Here is a 16,092-nt window from a genome sequence, read left to right as displayed (position 1 = left end):
ATGCTCGTCGCCGGCGACCGGAATCCCGGCGTCGGTGGTCGTGGGCCTGGTCACGGTGGGCTCCTCATGGTGGCGGTTGGTAACCGTCAACCGAGTACCCACATATTGGAGTCAATCCAGATAGTCGCCCTCGACGTGCGCCGTCTTTCCGGCCGTGGCGGTCGCCTCGTACGAGTCGGCGCTCATCGACCGGGCGCCGGCGGCGTGGTTGTACTGCGCCGCGAACGTGTAGCTGCCCGGCGCCAGGGTCGCGCCCGGCTTCAGCGTGAACCGGTAGACGAGGTCTTTCTTGGTGCTGCTCTCGGCGACCGTGATCAGCTCGGCCGGTATCGACGTCCACTTGCCGGTCGAGCGCAGCCCTGGGCTCTTCGCGATCCGCACGGTCACGTCGAGCGCCGTGATCGTGCCGGTCGTGGCGAGGACGAGGTCGCTCTGCCCCCAGTTGTCGATCGAGTAGGGGTTGAGCGAGGCGGTCGCGGTCAGGAAGCTGCGGTGGGTCGCCTTCGGGGGCTCCGCCGTCGATTTGCGAGAGGGGACAGTGGAAGGGCTGATCGACGGGGCTACTGGTGGCATCGGAGTTGCCGACACCGGGTCGGGCGCGCCGCCGGCCATATTGATCCCGGTGATGCCGGCGACCAGCACGCCGGCGACCGCGACCGCGGCGGCGACCGGCCGGAGAACGTTCAGCGCACGCCGGGGGCCCGGCGCGACGGGGCGAAAGAGGGCCACCAGCCGGTTCGGGGCGGTGGCCCGCCGCTCGTCGATCCGGCCCAGCATGGCCGCCCGATCGGGGAGATGCCGCTCGGCCTCGTCGCGCAGCACGTTGCGGAGGTCGCGGTTATCGGGCACGTGGTCCACCTCCTGTCGCTACCGGTAGGTCCTGCAGGTATTCACTGAGCTGGGCGGCGCCCCGGAAGGTCTGGCTCTTGACCGCCCCCACCGAGATGCCGAGGATGTCGGCCACTTCACGTTCCGGCACGTCGAACGCGTACCGCAGCACCACGCACTCGCGCCGCCGCTGCGGGAGCCGCCGCAGTGCCACCCGCACGTCGAGCACCGCGGTGGTGTCGGCCTCTCCGGGCCGGCGGAGCAGGCTCAGGCCCCGCAGCCCGAGTCGCTCCTTGCTCTGCTTCTTGATCCAGTGCCGGGCGAGGTTGGCGACGATCCCCCGGGCGTACGCGAGGGGGCTGTCCGCCGCGGACACCCGCGTCCAGTGCCGCCACACCTCCACGAACGCGTCGGCGGCCAGGTCGTCGGCCGCCCCGGTCTCGCCGGTGAGAAGGTAGGCAAGTCGTGATAAATCCGCGTGATGTTGCTCGAAGAACCGCTGGAAGGCAGTTTCGGATTCGCTCACGCGGGTGTTCCCATCGCTGGTCGATCAATCCCTCTCCGGTACGTGATTCCGCCGCTCACGGTTCGATCTTGAAGGGGCCACCCGGTCGACCGGCTCGTGGGTACCGGCCGACCGGGCGGAGTCCAACAATCGGGGGGCGACAGGACTCAACTCACTCAGTGGCCGCCACGCCCGGAAAGGTTGCTCGCTCCGCACCACATTTTTCGGCCGGATAGCATCAGCAGCGGTCCGCGTCCACCGTCGAAGGAGAATTACCGTGTCCGCCGCTCCACTAGTAGTCCTGGCCGGGACCACGGCCTCCGATGCGGTGGCCAAGTCCGGCCTGCCGACGTCGGGCCCCAAGGCGGTCGTGGTGGTCCGGGACGCCGCCGGCCGTCTGCGCGACCTCGACTGGGCGCCTGAGCTGGACACGGACGTGACGCCGGTCGCGATCGACGAGCCGGACGGCCTCAACGTGCTGCGGCACTCGACCGCGCACGTGCTGGCCCAGGCCGTGCAGGACGTGTTCCCGGAGGCCAAGCTGGGCATCGGCCCGCCGATCACCGACGGGTTCTATTACGACTTCGACGTCGAGAAGCCGTTCCAGCCCGACGACCTCGGCAAGCTCGAGAAGCGGATGCAGGAGATCGTCAAGGCCGGCCAGACGTTCCGCCGCCGCGAATATTCCTCGCTCGACGAGGCCAAGGTCGAGCTGGCTTCCGAGCCGTTCAAACTCGAGCTGGTCGACATCAAGGGCGACGTCGATGAGGAAGCGGCCGCGACCGGCGCCGGCGAGCTGACCCATTACGACAACGTCGACAAGGACGGCAAGCGCGTCTGGGGCGACCTGTGCCGCGGCCCGCACCTGCCGTCGACCCGTTTCATCCCGGCGTTCAAGCTGATGCGGTCGGCCGCCGCCTACTGGCGCGGAAGCGAGAAGAACCCGCAGCTCCAGCGCATTTACGGGACGGCGTGGCCGTCTCGGGACGAGCTCAAGGCGTACCTCAATCGTCTGGCCGAGGCCGAGCGCCGCGACCACCGCAAGCTGGGCACCGAGCTGGACCTCTTCTCCTTCCCCGATGAAATCGGGTCGGGTCTGGTCGTCTTCCACCCGAAGGGTGGGGTGATCAAGCGCGAGATGGAGGACTACGTCCGCGCCCGGCACATCGAAGAGGGCTTCCAGTACGTCGGGTCGCCGCACATCACCAAGGAAGGGCTGTTCCACACCTCGGGACACCTGCCCTACTACAAGGACACGATGTTCCCCCCGATGGAGCTCGAGGGGGCGAACTACTACCTCAAGGCGATGAACTGCCCGATGCACAACCTGATCTACAGGTCGCGTGGGCGGTCCTACCGTGAGCTGCCGATGCGGCTGTTCGAGTTCGGCACGGTCTACCGCTACGAGAAGTCCGGTGTGGTGCACGGCCTCACTCGCGTGCGCGGCCTGACCCAGGACGACTCGCACTCCTACGTCACCGCCGAGCAGGCTCCGGACGAGATCAAACACCTTCTTGCTTTCGTACGCTCGTTGCTCGACGACTTCGGCCTGGACGACTACTACCTGGAGCTGTCGACCCGCGACCCGAAGAGCGACAAGTTCATCGGCTCGGACGAGCAGTGGGAGAAGGCCACTCGCGTTTTGCAGGACGTGGCGACCGAGTCGGGGCTGGACCTCGTGCTCGACCCGGGTGGCGCCGCCTTCTACGGCCCGAAGATCTCGGTGCAGGCGAAGGACGCGATCGGCCGCACCTGGCAGATGTCGACCATTCAGTACGACTTCAACCAGCCGGCCCGCTTCGGCTTGGAATATCAGGCCGCCGACGGCACCCGCCAGGAACCGGTCATGATCCACTCGGCGAAGTTCGGCTCGATCGAGCGGTTCTTCGGCGTGCTGGTCGAGCACTACGCGGGCGCGTTCCCGGCCTGGCTGGCGCCGGTGCAGGTGGTCGGCATCCCGATCCGCGACGACCACGCCGACTATCTGGCTGATTTCGTCGCGCGCCTTCGTAAGGAGGGCATCCGGGCCGAAGTGGACTACTCCACCGACCGGATGCAGAAGAAGATCCGCACCGCCCAGCAGCAGAAGATCCCGTTCATGGCGATCGCCGGCGACGACGACGTGGCCGCGGGCACGGTGTCGTTCCGCTACCGGGACGGCTCGCAGCGCAACGGCGTCTCGATCGACGAGGCCGTGGCGCACGTGGCCGAGATCGTGAAGTCGCGCACCAATGTGGGGCCGTCCGCCGCCTGATATATGGACGTCGATGCCCGGTGGTGGCAAGGTGATCTTTATGCGCAGATTGATCGCCGTCGCTGCCGCCGGGCTCGTGCTGTTCTCCGGGTCACCCGCGCAGGCCGCCATGCCGCCCGCCGAGTTCGGCACCGACTGGGACGATCCGCGCACGGCCGCGCCGCCGATCGTCCCGCCGCTGGGAAAATCCTGCTCCACGACCATCGTGGACCACGCGTTCGCCGGCTATGACACCTACGTCAGTTCGTACACGCCGCCGTGCCGCGGGCCGTGGAGCAAGGTGGTTCTCCGACTCGACGGCACCGTCAAGGGCCGGCAGTACGACCGGCTCGGCTGGCTGACGATCGGCGGGGTCGAGGTCTTCAAGACCTCCACGCCGGAGCCGTCGCCGGACGGCATCGCCTGGTCGGTCGAGAAGGACGTGACGTCCTACGCCGCGCTGCTGCGCTCGCCGCAGACGGTGAACATGTACCTCGGCAACACGGTCGACGACACCTACACCGGCGTGCTGAACGTGCGCGTGTCGCTGACCTTCTACGCCGGGCGCTCGACTGACACCGCCGATGACGTGCTCCCGCTCGCCGACCAGGGGCGGGACGGGCCCGACCTGACCGGCACCGTGACGGTGGCCCGCAACACCGAACGGCTGCTGGCCGAGGTCTACGCGACCGGCTCCGGCGGTGGCTGCGAGGAGTTCTGGTACCTGACCGCGCCGTCCGCCACCGGCTACTCCTGCCCGGCCGACCCCGGCCCCTATCGCGAGGTGCAGGTGCTGCTCGACGGCAAGGTCGCCGGCATCGCCGCGCCGTTCCCGCACGTCTACACGGGCGGCTGGTCCAACCCCTTCCTCTGGTATGTCGTGCCGGCGCCCCGGGCGTTCGACATCCGCCCGATCAACTACGACCTGACCCCCTACCTCGGCCTGCTCACCGACGGCGTCGCCCACCGGGTGTCGGTGCGGGTCGTCGGCGTGCCGGCGGGTCAGTCCGGCTGGGACACCCCGGTCAACTTCCTCGGCTGGCGCGACCACGGCGCCACCCGGGTGACCGGTGCGCTGGTCGCCTCGCATTTGTCTCCGCTCACCAACCGTGTCACGGCCGGCGACCGTTCCGTGGTCGTGCACGGCGGTCATGCGCTGGTCTCGACCGGCTATCTGCGGACTTCGCATGGTTTGGTTACCGCGGCGGTCACGCAGCGCGTCGGCAACGACAGCACGCACACGTGGGGTGACGGCGAGAACCCGGACGCGCTGCAGGCGACCTGGACCGACGACGCCACCAGCGTGACCGGCGGCCGGGTCTCGAGGTTGGCGCAGCGGTTCGCCCTGGACGGCTCGATCACCATCGGCGCCGACAACCGCCTGACCACGACGATGCGGATGACCGACGCCCGCGGCCCGGTCACCGACACGTTCACCGGCGAGGCGAGCTGGCTGCTCGACGTCCCCCGCGACCAGCGCCACGCCACCGCGACGACAAGCGAGCGCTACCAGATCGCCGGCCGCTACGACCGGACGGTCGCGACCGTCAACGGGGTTGTGGTCCCGCCCTCCACCTGAGAGATCCGCAGCCACACCACGAAACCCCAGATCACGAACGCGGCGTAGACGGCGTAGAGGATCGCCGACGGGTAGTAGCGGAAGTGCAGCAACTCGGGCACTCCGACCAGGTCGACGGCGATCCAGCACAGCCAGAAGTCCACCCAGCCGCGGGCCATCGCGTAGGTGGCCAGCATCGAGCCCACGAAGATCCATGAGTCGGCCAGGTAGTACCACCACGGGACCGGGAAGCCGGCGCCGACCGCGCGGAAGACGACGAAGCAGGCCACCACGGCGGCCAGGGCGGCCGGGACGAAGAAGGCTCGCTGCCGCCGCGAGGCCCAGTGCGGGGTGACGGCGGCGCCATGCGTACGGGCCCGGTTGCGCCGCCAGGTCCACCAGCCGTACACGCTGGTGATGATGAAGAAGACCTGGCGGGACGCCTGCCCGTACAACGGGGTGCCCTGATCGTTGCCGATTGCTTGGCCCATGAAGACGGTGAACAGCAGCACGTTGCCGACGATGCCGACCGGCCAGGCCCACGCGTTGCGGCGCAGGCCGAACAGCGCCGAGCCGAGCCCGAAGGCGTTGCCGACGATCTCCCGGTAATAGATCGCCTGGTCGGCGGTCACCTGCCACTTAGCGGTGTAGAACGAGGTCAGGACGTGATCGAACCAGGTCACGGCTCATGGTATTGCCGTCACGACGGTGGGGCATAGTGTGATGGTGAACGCCCCCTCCTGCCCCGCCGAGACCCGCCTGTATGAGAACGGCCGGGTCATCGCCGAGGATTTTCCCGCCGAGCAGGTGCACGAGAAGCTCGCCGCCCATCCGAACGCGGTGCTCTGGCTCGACCTCTACCGGCCGACCGAGGCCGATCTCGCCGCCGTGGCCGCCGAGTTCCACCTGCACCCGCTGGCCGTCGAGGACGCCACCGAGGAGCACGAGCGGCCCAAGCTCGACCGCTACCCCGAACACCTTTTCCTCAACGTGTACGCCGTGGACGTCTCCACCGATCCCGCCGAGCCGCCGTTCGGGAAGACCGAGATCAGCGCGTTCGTCACCGACCGCGCGCTGATCACCGTCCGTAAGGCGCCGAGCGACACCGCCAAGTTCGTCGAGCGGTGGGACGCCGACGACAAGCTCGTCGAGCCGGGCGGGGTGGCGTTCCTGTTGCACGGCCTGCTCGACGTGGTGGTCGACGGGCACATCACCGCCTCCCAGCAGCTGGACGAGGCGATGGACGGCGTCGAGGACGTGCTGCTCGAGGAGGGCGGCGCCCCCCGCGCCGTACGCATGCGTGGTTTGCGGTTGCGCAAGACGGTGGCGGCGCTGCGCCGGGCGGTCGCGCCGATGCCGGAGCTGGTCGGTCAGGCCATGCGCAAGGACCTCGGCCTGGTCGACGACGACCTGGCACCGTACTTTCGTGATGTCGAGGACCACGCGCGGCACGCGTCCGACCAGGTCGAGCACCTGCGTGACCGGATCGAGGGCCTGCTGCAGGCCGACCTGGCCGAGCAGGGCAACGCGCTCAACGACATCACCCGCAAGCTGGCCGCATGGGCCGCGGTCATCGCGGTGCCGACCGCCCTCACCGGCTATTTCGGACAGAACCTTCCGTACCCTGGTTTCGAGAAGACCTGGGGCTACGTCCAGAGCATGGTCCTGCTCGTGCTGTCGGCCGGCGGTTTGTGGTTCTACCTGCGCCGCCGTCACTGGCTGTAGGGCACACGCAGACCCCGCTCCTGGCGTAGCCTGCCGGGATGCTGGCACTCATCTGGGGCGCGGTGCGTACGCGCCGCGCCCAGGTGCTGACCGTGCTGATCCTAACCGCGCCGGCCGCCGCCCTGGCCGCCGCGGCGCCCTGGTTCGCCGAGGCCGCCGCCGACCGGTCGACCGCGGCCGATGTCGCCGCCGCCCCGGCCGACCAGCGGATCCTGTCCATCCGGCAGCGGGTGGTCACCAACGGCGACCCGAGCGCCTCGATCCGGCAGTTCACCGACCTGGTCGGCCCGAAGCTCCCGCTGCCCGCCGCCGCTCCGGCCGTCGGCCTCGTGCAGTCGCTCGACCAGGCCGGGCGGAGCGGGCAGCAGCCCATGCCGGTGGCCTACCGCGACGACTACTGCGCCCACCTTCGCCTGGAAGGATCCTGCCCGGCCGCGTCGCTCGAGACGGCGATCAGCCGCAGCACCGCCCAGCAGCTCGGCCTCTCGGTGGGGCAGACCCTGCCGCTGCGGGACACGCTGCTGGCCGAGCCGATCAAGCTCAAGGTGGTGGCGATCTACGAACTGGCCGAGCCGGACGGCATCTACTGGAGCAACCCGTTCTACCGGGCCGGCACCGGCCCGGACCCGGTGTTCACCCCGCTCGCCACGTTCCGCAACCGGCGGCGACCCGCACCGTCCGGCTGACCGGACGACCGTCGCCGCCGGCGGCGACCCGCACCGCCGTATCGATCGAGGAACTTAGGAGCTGATCGTGTGAAGACGCTGACGGTCGACGGGGCCGACCTGGCCTGGGACGACGGCCGGCCGGTGCTGACCGGCGTCTCGGTCACCGCCCGGCCGGGCGAGATCCTCGCCGTGACCGGCACCTCGGGCGCCGGTAAGTCGACGCTGCTCAGCGCGATGGCCGGGCTGCTGCACCCGGTCGCGGGCAAGGTTCTCGTCGACGACGAGCCGCTGGCCGACCGCGATCACGCGGTGCGGCTGGGCGTGGTGCTGATCCCGCAGGACAACGGGCTGGCCGCGATCCTCACCGCCGCCGAGAACATCTCGGTCGCGGTCATCGCGACCGGCGGCACGCCCGCTGAGGCACGCCGGCGCACGGCCGAGGCCCTCGAGCCACTCGGCCTCTCCGGGCAGGCGAACCAGCTGATCGAGGAGCTGTCCGGCGGGCAGCAGCAGCGCACCGCGATCGCCCGCGGCCTGGCGCTGCGTGGCGACGTCCTGCTGGCCGACGAGATCACCAGCGAACTGGACGCGGCCAACCGGGTGCGGGTGATGGAGCTGCTGCGCGCCGAGGCGACCCGGGGCGCCGCGGTCGTCTTCGCCACCCACGACCCGGAGGCCGCTGCGGCCTGCGACCGCGAGCTGCACCTGGCCGACGGCGAGGCGATCTGGGCCCGCCCCTGATCAGATCCGGAACTGCCCCACCAGCGCGCGCAGGCCGTTGCTCAGCTCGGACAACTCCTCGGTCGCCTGCTTGATGTCGAGCACGCCGCTGGTCGTGGTCTGCGCCTCCGCCGAGATGGTGGCGATGTTGGTGGCGATGTCGGCCGTGCTCGTCGTCGATTCGCTGATGTTGCGGCGTACCTCGTCGGTGGTGTCGGTCTGCGCCTGGACTGCCACCGCGATCGTGGACTGGAAGACGGTCAGGCGGCCGGCGATCTCGACGATCTCGTCGATCGCTCCGGTGGCCGTGGCGGTGTCCTGCTGAATGCTCTGGACCCGGGCGGTGATGTCGCCGGTGGCGCTCTCGGTCTCCTGCGCCAGCTCTTTCACCTCGCCGGCCACGACCGCGAAGCCCTTGCCCGATTCGCCGGCCCGAGCAGCCTCGATGGTCGCGTTGAGGGCGAGCAGGTTGGTCTGCTGGGCGATCGCGGTGATGGCCTTGACGACGTCGCCGATCTCCTCGCTCGAGGTGACGAGCCGGCCGATCACTTCCTGGGTTGCCCGGGCGGCCCGCATGCTCTGCTCGCAGACGCGGCTCGCCTCGGCCGCGGTGCCGGCGATCGTCTGCAGCGAGCCACCCATCGAGGAGGCCTCGGCCGCGGCCGTGCGCACGCGCGCCGCGACCTCGTCCGCGGCCAGTACGACCTCGCCGGACTGCCGTGACGTCGCCTTGGCGTCCACCATGATCTGGATCGCGGTGGTGGTCAGCGTCTCGCTGGCGTGCGCGACCGTCGAGGCCGAGTCGCGGATCTCCCGTACCGTCGCGGCGATCTTGTCGACGAACCGGTTGAACGAGCGGCTGACGTCGGTGAACTGGTCGTGCCCGGTGGTCTCCAACCGCCGGGTCAGGTCGCCGTCGCCCTCGGCGATGTCGGCGAGGCGGTCCTGCAGGGCGCCCAGCGGCCGGATGATCGACAGCGCCAGCAGGATCGCGAGCACCACCGAGACCACCAGGGTCAGGCTGCCGACCAGGGCCGCGACCCGGCTGGTCCGGTCGGCGGTGCGGACCGCCTCCCGGTGCGCCACCGCCTCCTGCTGCCGGGCGGCCGCGAGCAGCCGGTCGACGCCGCCGGCGATCACCGCGTACAGGTCGAGGCCCGAGCCGGCGACCAGGTCGTTGGCCTTGGCGGTCTGCGCGGCGGTGCCCGCCCGGTAGGCGGCGATCACCGTGGCGTCCATGTCCTGGAACTTCCCGAAGGCGGTCCGGATCGTGGTCACGTCATCCTGCTCGGCGGCGGTCAGCGGCAGCGCCGCCATCTCGTTCAGCTCGGTGACGAAGCTGTCCATCGACGCGAGGAAGGCCCTCCGCTCCGGCGCCGTGTCGGCGGTGGCGTTCCTCGCCCCGCGCACGATGTTGAAGGCGTAGCCGGCCTGCCAGCCGCTCACGTCGGTCACCCGGTACTTGAGCTGCTGGGCCGCGTCGAGCCGGGCCTCCGACCCGGCCAGCGCCTGGGCCGTGCTCCGGGTGCTGTCCGCCGACCACACAGCGGCCACCCAGATGGCCACCACACACAGCGCCAGGAGGAGAAATCCGGCCACCAGGCGGGTCGTGACCCGCATCCGCCGTAGGAATTTCACAACCGATGTTATCGAGGAAAGCTACGCGACGTGTTCGCTTCCGCCCGGCACCAGCGTGACCTCGCCGTCGACGTGCTGGACGGTGAACAGCGTGCCCGGCGGGTAACTGCCCAGCACCTCGGGCGGCAACTGGACGGTGCCGTCGCCGGCGACCACCGCGAAATCCTGCCCGTCGCGGCCCTCGGCGCCGACCCGGCCGTCGCGGATCGTCACCGCGCGGCCCAGCCGGGCGCCCACCTCGTTGTCGTGGGTGACCACCACGATCGTGGTCTGGCGCTCGGCGTTCACCGTCTCCATCGCGGCCAGCACCTCGTCGCGGCCCGCCGTGTCGAGCCGGCTGGTGGGCTCGTCGACCAGCAGCAGGCCCGGCCCGGTGGCGATGCCGACCGCGAGGGCGGCACGCTGCCGGCCGCCCGGGGTCAGGTCGGACAACCGCTGCCGGCCTTGACCGGGCAGGCCGACCAGGTCGAGGATGCGGTCGGGGTCGTCGAGCTTGATGCCGCGGGTGTGCGCGGCCCGCCGCTGCGCCAGCCAGATGTTGCGGTGCAGCGACGCATAGGGCAGCAGGTTGCGCGACGCGCCCTGCAGGACCACGCCGACCTCGGTGCCGCGCAGGCGGGAGATCTCGCCGTCGGAGAGCTTGCCCATGTCATAGGTGCCGATGTTGATGCTGCCCGCGGAGGGGCGCATCAGGCCGGCGAGCAGGGCGATCAGCGTCGACTTGCCGGAACCGGACGGGCCGACCAGCGCGATGGTCTCGCCCGGCGCGATGGAGAGGTCGACCCCGGCGAGGGCGACCACGTCACCGGCTTCGGCGCGGTAGATGTGCACGACGCGGCGGCAGACCACGGCGAGTCCGTTCATGGCATCAAACTAGTGGAGATCCGCTGGTCCTACGACCCGCCAAAGGTCGCTCGCAAGTTTCTGGTGGCATGCTTTTAGGGTGATCCTTGTGCGTGACATCGCCGTATTCTCCGGATCCGCCCACCCCGAGCTCGCCGCCGAGATATGCCTCCATCTGGGCGTGCCGCTGATGCCGACCAAGACTTCCCGGTTCGCCAACGACTGCATCGAGGTTCAGCTGCAGGGCAACTGCCGGGAGAAGGACGTCTTCCTGATCCAGCCACTGGTTCCACCGACCCAGGAAAACCTGGTCGAGCTGCTGTTCATGCTCAACGCCGCGCGCGGCGCCAGCGCCGGCCGGATCACCGTGGTGCTGCCGCACTACGCGTACGCCCGCAGTGACAAGAAGGATGCCCCGCGCATCTCGATCGGCGGCCGCCTGGTGGCCGATCTGCTCACCACCGCCGGCGCCGATCGCGTGCTGGCCATGACCCTGCATTCGCCGCAGGTGCACGGCTTCTTCAACATCCCGGTCGACCACCTGCACGCGCTGCGCGAGCTGGCCGAGCACTTCCGCGGTTACGACCTGAGCAACACCGTGGTGGTCTCGCCCGACCTGGGCAACGCCAAGGAGGCGGCGGCCTTCGCCCGGCTGCTCGGCGTCGAGGTCGCGGCGGGGGCGAAACAGCGCTTCGCCGACGACAAGGTGGTGATCAGCGCGGTGATCGGCGACGTCACCGACCGCGACGTGATCGTGCTGGACGACGAGATCGCCAAGGGCAGCACGGTGTTCGAACTGCTCGACCGGCTGCGCGAACGGAACGTGCGCAGCGTCCGGGTGGCCTGCACGCACGGCCTGTTCACGAACGACGCGATCAAGCGGCTCTCCGGCGAGAGGGAGATCGAGGAGATCGTCTGCACCAACACGGTGCCGATTCCCCCGGAGAAGGTCACCGAGAAGCTGACCGTCCTGTCGGTGGCGCCGGCGCTCGCCGAGGCGATGCGCCGCATCCACAACGGTGAGTCGGTCAGCGCGCTGTTCGCTTGATTCGAGTTGGGGTGAGCGGGGGTACGGGGAGGGCGTCCCGACCCCCGCTCCAGTCCATGTGGACGGATTGGTGCCTCGTGGAACCGGTGTCACGCAAGAGTTACTGGTGGGTCTCCCTTCATTTGTGAAGGTCAATGCTGGGAGCGCTCCCAAATGACTGTAGCGGGCCGCCCCGGCCTTGAGAAGGGGTGCGTCAGGTCGTCGCGGTACAGGTGACGGTCGGCGCCGACGCGGTGCCGTTGGCGATGAAGCCGTACGAGGTGCTGGCACCGGCGCCCAGCGCGCCGTTGTAGCTGGCATTCGTCGACGTCACCACGGTCCCGCTGACCGTGCTGGTGGCGTTCCACGTCTGCTGGATGGTCGGCGCGCTCGCGTAGGTGAGGCGTACCGTCCAGCTCTTGATCGCCGAAGTTCCGGCCGCGACCTTGACGTCGGCCTGGTAGCCGCCGGACCACTGGCTGGTCAGCGCGTAGGTGGCCGTGCAGGCGCCGGTCGGGGTCGTGGTCGGGCTGGTGGTGGGCGCCGTGGTCGTCGGGGCCGTGGTGGGCGCCGTGGTCGGAGCCGTCGTCGGCGCCGTGGTGGGCGAGGTGGTCGGCGTGGTGCCGCCGCCACCGAAGTCGATGTCGCTGCACCAGTAGTACGACTGGTCCATGTGGCTGGCCTGCCAGATCGTGTAGACCATGGCGCGCCCGGTGCGGCCGGACAGCGAGACCGGGATGTTCAGCTGCACGCCGCCGGTCACCGCGGTCCACTGCGACGCCGGCGTGTTGCCGACGACCGAGACGCGGGTGAGGTCCGACCACTTCAGCGCGGTGGTGCGCGGGTCGAAGCCGGGGTTGGTGACGTACACCCACAGGTAGTCGGCGCCGTGCAGGGCCTGGTCGAAGACTTGGACGTTGAAGCTGTTGCCGACCGTGGTGGCCTTCCAGTCACCGACCGTGTCCATGGCCTTGTAGCGGCCGTTCTGGGTCTGGCCGGCGCTGCACAGCTGACCGTCCGGAATGACGCCCTGGTGGTTGCCGGCGACACCCTCCCGGTAGAGGCCGTTCCAGTTCCACATCGCCTGGACATCGGTCTGCCAGGCCTGGTAACACATGGGGTCCTCGGTGGCCATGGCCGGATCCTGGAACTTGTCGCCCCATCGCAGCCAGCAACCGTAGTTGCGGGAGGCAGGGCTGAGAACGTTGCCGTGCGCGGACGCGGGGCCGACCGGTATGGCGATGGCGAAGGCGGCGATGAGTACGCCGGCGATGGCGCTGACAAGCAGGCGCATGCGTTTTCTGGACATGAGGGCTCAGAACTCCGCAGGGGTTAGGGGATTGGGGGACGTGGTGCGGAGGCAGCCCTCTTGCTCCGCGGCGTGACCCGGCGAGTGACGCTTACCATCCCTGTTGAATTGACATCTGTCAATGAGACCCCCGTGGTGTCGCCAATTGGACGTCGTAGCGTAGGCGCTCTTGCGCGTAGCGTCAGGTCATGGGGATATTCGCGCACGTCAGTGATGTACACATCGACGCGGGGGAGCGCAGTGTCCAGCGCGCCGGCCGGGTCTTCGGATACCTGGCCGGCCTCCCGACCCCGCCCGATGCGGTGATCGTCACGGGCGACCTGGCCGACCACGGCGCCGAGTCGGAGTATGAACGACTCCGCGACCTTGTCGATCTTCCGATACCGGTGCTCTGGTGCCCCGGCAACCACGATGCACGCGAGCCCTACCGCAAGGCGCTGCTCGGCGAAGAACCGGACGCCCGGCCGATCAACCGGGCCTTCGAGATCGCCGGCACGCTCATCCTCATGCTCGACTCCAGCATTCCCGGGCGCAACGACGGCCTGCTTGCCGACGAGACCCTGGAGTGGCTCGCCGCGGCCCTCGCCAACCAGCCGGAGCTGCCGACGCTCGTCTGCTTCCACCACCCGCCGGTGCCGCTGGGCATCCCGTTCATCGACGAGATCCGCCAGTTCGGCGCGGAGCGCCTGGCCGCGGTGCTCGAGCGCCATCCCCAGGTGGTCGCGGTGCTATGCGGCCACGCGCACACCCCGGCCGCGGCCACGTTCGCCGGCCGGCCGCTGCTGGTCGCCCCGAGCGTCACGTCGACGCTGATGCTGCCGTTCGAGACCGACCAGGTGTTCGACCGCGACCTGCCGCCCATGGTCGCGTTTCATGTGCTGAGCGACGACCGCCACCTCACCACGCACTACCGGGTCATCCTCTAAACAAAGGTTGCAAACCTGGCGAACCGGTCGCATGCATCCCACCAGACACGGATCATGTCGGCATGGGTGTCATGGCTTACCCCCTCCGGTACGCGCTGGCCGACCTCGCTCTGGCACTGAGCCGGGTCGCCGAGAATTCGGTCGAGGTGCGATCCACCGCGGCCCGTGCAGCAGCCGACATGATCGGCGACGGCGCCGGGGTGCAACTGCTGCGCGACGACGGCCGGTACGACACGATCACCTACCGGCACGTCGACGACGAGCGGTCCGCCTCGGTCGGCCGGGTGCTCGACCACGTCGGCCAGCTGCCCGACGACGACTTCTCCACTGCCCTCGCCGCCAGCCGGCGCCCCATAGTGCTGGCCGGCGACGGCGTCGAGCCACTGGCCGGGGACGAGCACCATATCCACGCGGCCGTGCTCGTCCCGGTGATCGTCGACAACACCTACGCCGGTTACCTGGTGCTGACCCGGGGCACACCGGGCGCGCACTACTCCACCGCCGAGGTCGAGCTGGCCCGCGACATCGCCGGCGAGCTGGCCCTGGCCGTGTCGAGCGCCCGCGCTCTGGAACGGCTGCGGATGTCCGAGGAGCGCTACCGCCGGGTCCTCGAGACCATCCCCGAGGGGGTGCTCCAGCTCGACCCGGACGGCGTGGCCACCTACGCGAACGAGCCGATGGGCGTGGTCCTCGGCATGCCCCGCAGCCAGCTCGTCGGAGTCTCCCTGCGCGGCTTCCTGGACGACCAGGGGCAGAAGGAGCTGACCCGCCGGCTCGGCGAGTGCGAGCAGGGCCGCTCCACGGTCGGCGCGACCCGGCTGATGCGCGCCGACGGCTCCCGTCGCAGCGTGCGGATGAGCATGATGCCACTGATGAACGACCAGGACCAGTTCAGCGGCGTGGTCTGCATGGTCACCGACACCACCGACCACATCGACGCCCGCGGCCTCAAGCGCCAGCTCGACCACCTGCGCCGGCTCGACAGCCTCGGCCAGCTGATCGGCGGCATCTCGCACGACTTCAACAACCTGCTCACCGTGGTGGGTGGCTCAGCCGACATGATCCTGACCGCGACCGAGGACGGCACCGACCCGCACCGGCTGGCCCAGGACATCCTCGACGCGGTCGGCACCGGCCGCACGCTCACCCACCAGCTGCTCGCGTTCGGCCGCAGCGACGGCAACCGCCCCGAGATCATCCCGATCCCCGACCTGCTCACCGACGTGCAGTCGCTGTTCAGCCGCACTCTCGGCGAGCACATCGGCCTCGACCTGGCCTTCGGCGCCGACGTGTGGGCGGTGCGTGCCGAGCGTGGCCCGCTCGAGCAGGCCCTGGTCAACGTCGCGGCCAACGCCCGCGACGCGATGCTGCACGGCGGCATGCTGCGGGTGGCGGCGACGAACGAGGTGGTCAAGGAGGGCGGGACGCCCGGCGGCGCCCCGGCCGGGCGGGTGGTCCATCTGGTCATCCAGGACACCGGCACAGGCATGACTGATGAGGTACGCCGTAGAGCGCTCGAGCCGTTCTTCACCACCCGCCCGACCGCGTCCGGCCTCGGCCTGGCCACCACGGCCGGCATCGTGCAGGGCATCGGCGGCCACATCGAGCTGGAGTCCGAGCCGCGCATCGGCACCACAGTCCACCTCTACCTCCCGGCCGCCGAGGAGAAGCCGGCCCCGGCCGCCGGCCGCCAGAACCAGGTGATCGGCAACGTCCTGATCGTCGAGGACCAGCCCGAGGTGGGCGAACTCGTACGCCGCCTGATCGAACCGGCCGGCTACACCATCACGGTCGCCACCGACGCCCTGATGGCGGTCACCCAGGTAGCCGCGGGCGCCCACCCCGACCTGTTGATCACCGACGTGGTGATGCCGACGATGACCGGCCCCGAGCTGGCCTCGGCGCTGCGCACCCACCACCCCGACCTGCCGGTGCTGTTCATGTCCGGCTACACGGCCGCCTCCCTGGGCCCGCAGCTGCACCTCGACGACAACAGCATGCTGATCGAGAAGCCCTTCACCCGCTCCACGCTGCTCGGCGCCATCCGCACCCTGTGCGGCCCGCAGCCGGCCCCGGGGGAGTAGCGCTCAGCCCGCGCTCAGTGCCCGGCTC

14 protein-coding genes and 2 pseudogenes are annotated in these 16,092 nt (G+C 69.8%); 9 read left to right on the top strand and 7 right to left on the bottom strand.

Annotated elements, in window-relative coordinates:
* Window positions 1-111: 111 nt before the first annotated feature.
* Together AB0E90_RS28560 and AB0E90_RS28555 are read right to left on the bottom strand one after the other, a co-directional pair.
* Window positions 112-849: a hypothetical protein gene (locus AB0E90_RS28560; protein WP_360412214.1), complete on the bottom strand. Its 738-nt coding sequence runs from the start codon at window positions 847-849 to the stop codon at window positions 112-114.
* The gene (locus AB0E90_RS28555; RefSeq protein ID WP_360412211.1) at window positions 839-1,354 is read right to left on the bottom strand and encodes a SigE family RNA polymerase sigma factor; all 516 of its coding nucleotides are present in this window, start codon (window positions 1,352-1,354) and stop codon (window positions 839-841) included. Before AB0E90_RS28555 ends, AB0E90_RS28560 begins: the two co-directional genes overlap by 11 nt.
* A 256-nt stretch (window positions 1,355-1,610) precedes the next feature.
* Between AB0E90_RS28555 and thrS the strand changes: the two genes are divergently transcribed.
* Both thrS and AB0E90_RS28545 read left to right on the top strand, forming a co-directional pair.
* The gene (gene thrS / locus AB0E90_RS28550) at window positions 1,611-3,587 is read left to right on the top strand and encodes a threonine--tRNA ligase (protein ID WP_360412208.1); all 1,977 of its coding nucleotides are present in this window, start codon (window positions 1,611-1,613) and stop codon (window positions 3,585-3,587) included.
* Window positions 3,588-3,627: 40 nt separating this feature from the next.
* Window positions 3,628-5,145: a peptide-N4-asparagine amidase gene (locus AB0E90_RS28545; RefSeq protein WP_360412205.1), complete on the top strand. Its 1,518-nt coding sequence runs from the start codon at window positions 3,628-3,630 to the stop codon at window positions 5,143-5,145.
* Here the strand turns inward: AB0E90_RS28545 and AB0E90_RS28540 are convergent.
* Window positions 5,091-5,807 (bottom strand): nicotinamide mononucleotide transporter family protein, encoded by a 717-nt coding sequence (locus AB0E90_RS28540; RefSeq protein ID WP_360412201.1) that lies wholly within the window; start codon window positions 5,805-5,807, stop codon window positions 5,091-5,093. The genes AB0E90_RS28545 and AB0E90_RS28540 overlap by 55 nt on opposite strands.
* 40 nt (window positions 5,808-5,847) lie before the next feature.
* Here AB0E90_RS28540 and AB0E90_RS28535 point away from each other — a divergent pair, with 40 nt between their 5' ends.
* The 3 genes from AB0E90_RS28535 (at window position 5,848) to AB0E90_RS28525 (ending at window position 8,258) form a co-directional block, all read left to right on the top strand.
* The gene (locus AB0E90_RS28535; protein WP_360412198.1) at window positions 5,848-6,849 is read left to right on the top strand and encodes a magnesium transporter CorA family protein; all 1,002 of its coding nucleotides are present in this window, start codon (window positions 5,848-5,850) and stop codon (window positions 6,847-6,849) included.
* Between the two features lie 38 nt (window positions 6,850-6,887).
* The gene (locus AB0E90_RS28530; RefSeq protein WP_360412195.1) at window positions 6,888-7,535 is read left to right on the top strand and encodes a hypothetical protein; all 648 of its coding nucleotides are present in this window, start codon (window positions 6,888-6,890) and stop codon (window positions 7,533-7,535) included.
* A 69-nt stretch (window positions 7,536-7,604) separates the two neighbouring features.
* Window positions 7,605-8,258 carry an ATP-binding cassette domain-containing protein gene (locus AB0E90_RS28525; RefSeq protein WP_360412192.1) on the top strand — a complete coding sequence of 218 codons (654 nt, stop codon included), beginning with the start codon at window positions 7,605-7,607 and terminating at the stop codon, window positions 8,256-8,258.
* Here AB0E90_RS28525 and AB0E90_RS28520 read toward each other — a convergent pair whose 3' ends face one another.
* Together AB0E90_RS28520 and AB0E90_RS28515 are read right to left on the bottom strand one after the other, a co-directional pair.
* Window positions 8,259-9,875 carry a methyl-accepting chemotaxis protein gene (locus AB0E90_RS28520; protein ID WP_360412189.1) on the bottom strand — a complete coding sequence of 539 codons (1,617 nt, stop codon included), beginning with the start codon at window positions 9,873-9,875 and terminating at the stop codon, window positions 8,259-8,261.
* A 21-nt stretch (window positions 9,876-9,896) separates the two neighbouring features.
* Complete coding sequence (locus AB0E90_RS28515; RefSeq protein WP_360412186.1) at window positions 9,897-10,739, bottom strand: ATP-binding cassette domain-containing protein; 843 nt, start codon at window positions 10,737-10,739, stop codon at window positions 9,897-9,899.
* 88 nt (window positions 10,740-10,827) lie between these two features.
* Between AB0E90_RS28515 and AB0E90_RS28510 the strand changes: the two genes are divergently transcribed.
* Window positions 10,828-11,766 (top strand): ribose-phosphate pyrophosphokinase, encoded by a 939-nt coding sequence (locus tag AB0E90_RS28510; protein WP_360412564.1) that lies wholly within the window; start codon window positions 10,828-10,830, stop codon window positions 11,764-11,766.
* A gap of 193 nt (window positions 11,767-11,959) precedes the next feature.
* Here AB0E90_RS28510 and AB0E90_RS28505 read toward each other — a convergent pair.
* Window positions 11,960-12,238 (bottom strand): annotated as a pseudogene (locus tag AB0E90_RS28505) (cellulose binding domain-containing protein); the annotation flags it as partial.
* 1 nt (window position 12,239) lies between these two features.
* Here AB0E90_RS28505 and AB0E90_RS28500 point away from each other — a divergent pair.
* Window positions 12,240-12,404 (top strand): glycine zipper domain-containing protein, encoded by a 165-nt coding sequence (locus tag AB0E90_RS28500; protein WP_360412561.1) that lies wholly within the window; start codon window positions 12,240-12,242, stop codon window positions 12,402-12,404.
* Here AB0E90_RS28500 and AB0E90_RS28495 read toward each other — a convergent pair.
* Window positions 12,398-13,039: pseudogene (locus tag AB0E90_RS28495) on the bottom strand (lytic polysaccharide monooxygenase); the annotation flags it as partial. The gene AB0E90_RS28500 and the pseudogene AB0E90_RS28495 sit on opposite strands and share 7 nt — an antisense overlap.
* A gap of 203 nt (window positions 13,040-13,242) precedes the next feature.
* Here AB0E90_RS28495 and AB0E90_RS28490 point away from each other — a divergent pair.
* Together AB0E90_RS28490 and AB0E90_RS28485 are read left to right on the top strand one after the other, a co-directional pair.
* Window positions 13,243-13,980, top strand: coding sequence for a phosphodiesterase (locus AB0E90_RS28490; RefSeq protein ID WP_360412183.1), 738 nt, complete (start codon window positions 13,243-13,245; stop codon window positions 13,978-13,980).
* 71 nt (window positions 13,981-14,051) lie between these two features.
* Window positions 14,052-16,064 carry a response regulator gene (locus tag AB0E90_RS28485; protein ID WP_360412180.1) on the top strand — a complete coding sequence of 671 codons (2,013 nt, stop codon included), beginning with the start codon at window positions 14,052-14,054 and terminating at the stop codon, window positions 16,062-16,064.
* Window positions 16,065-16,092 lie beyond the last annotated feature (28 nt).

Origin of the sequence: Actinoplanes sp. NPDC026619 (assembly GCF_040638295.1) — a bacterium.
Classification (GTDB): Bacteria; Actinomycetota; Actinomycetes; order Mycobacteriales; family Micromonosporaceae; genus Actinoplanes.
The sequence above is the reverse complement of the archived record's forward strand: the minus strand, read 5'-3'. Positions and strand labels throughout refer to the sequence as shown.

Coding starts and splice junctions, on each gene's coding strand:
- AB0E90_RS28545 (WP_360412205.1), top strand. CDS start 3,628: ATGCGCAGATTGATCGCCGTCGCTGCCGCCGGGCTCGTGCTGTTCTCC.
- AB0E90_RS28535 (WP_360412198.1), top strand. CDS start 5,848: ATGGTGAACGCCCCCTCCTGCCCCGCCGAGACCCGCCTGTATGAGAAC.
- AB0E90_RS28530 (WP_360412195.1), top strand. CDS start 6,888: ATGCTGGCACTCATCTGGGGCGCGGTGCGTACGCGCCGCGCCCAGGTG.
- AB0E90_RS28515 (WP_360412186.1), bottom strand. CDS start 10,739: ATGAACGGACTCGCCGTGGTCTGCCGCCGCGTCGTGCACATCTACCGC.
- AB0E90_RS28490 (WP_360412183.1), top strand. CDS start 13,243: ATGGGGATATTCGCGCACGTCAGTGATGTACACATCGACGCGGGGGAG.
- AB0E90_RS28485 (WP_360412180.1), top strand. CDS start 14,052: ATGGCTTACCCCCTCCGGTACGCGCTGGCCGACCTCGCTCTGGCACTG.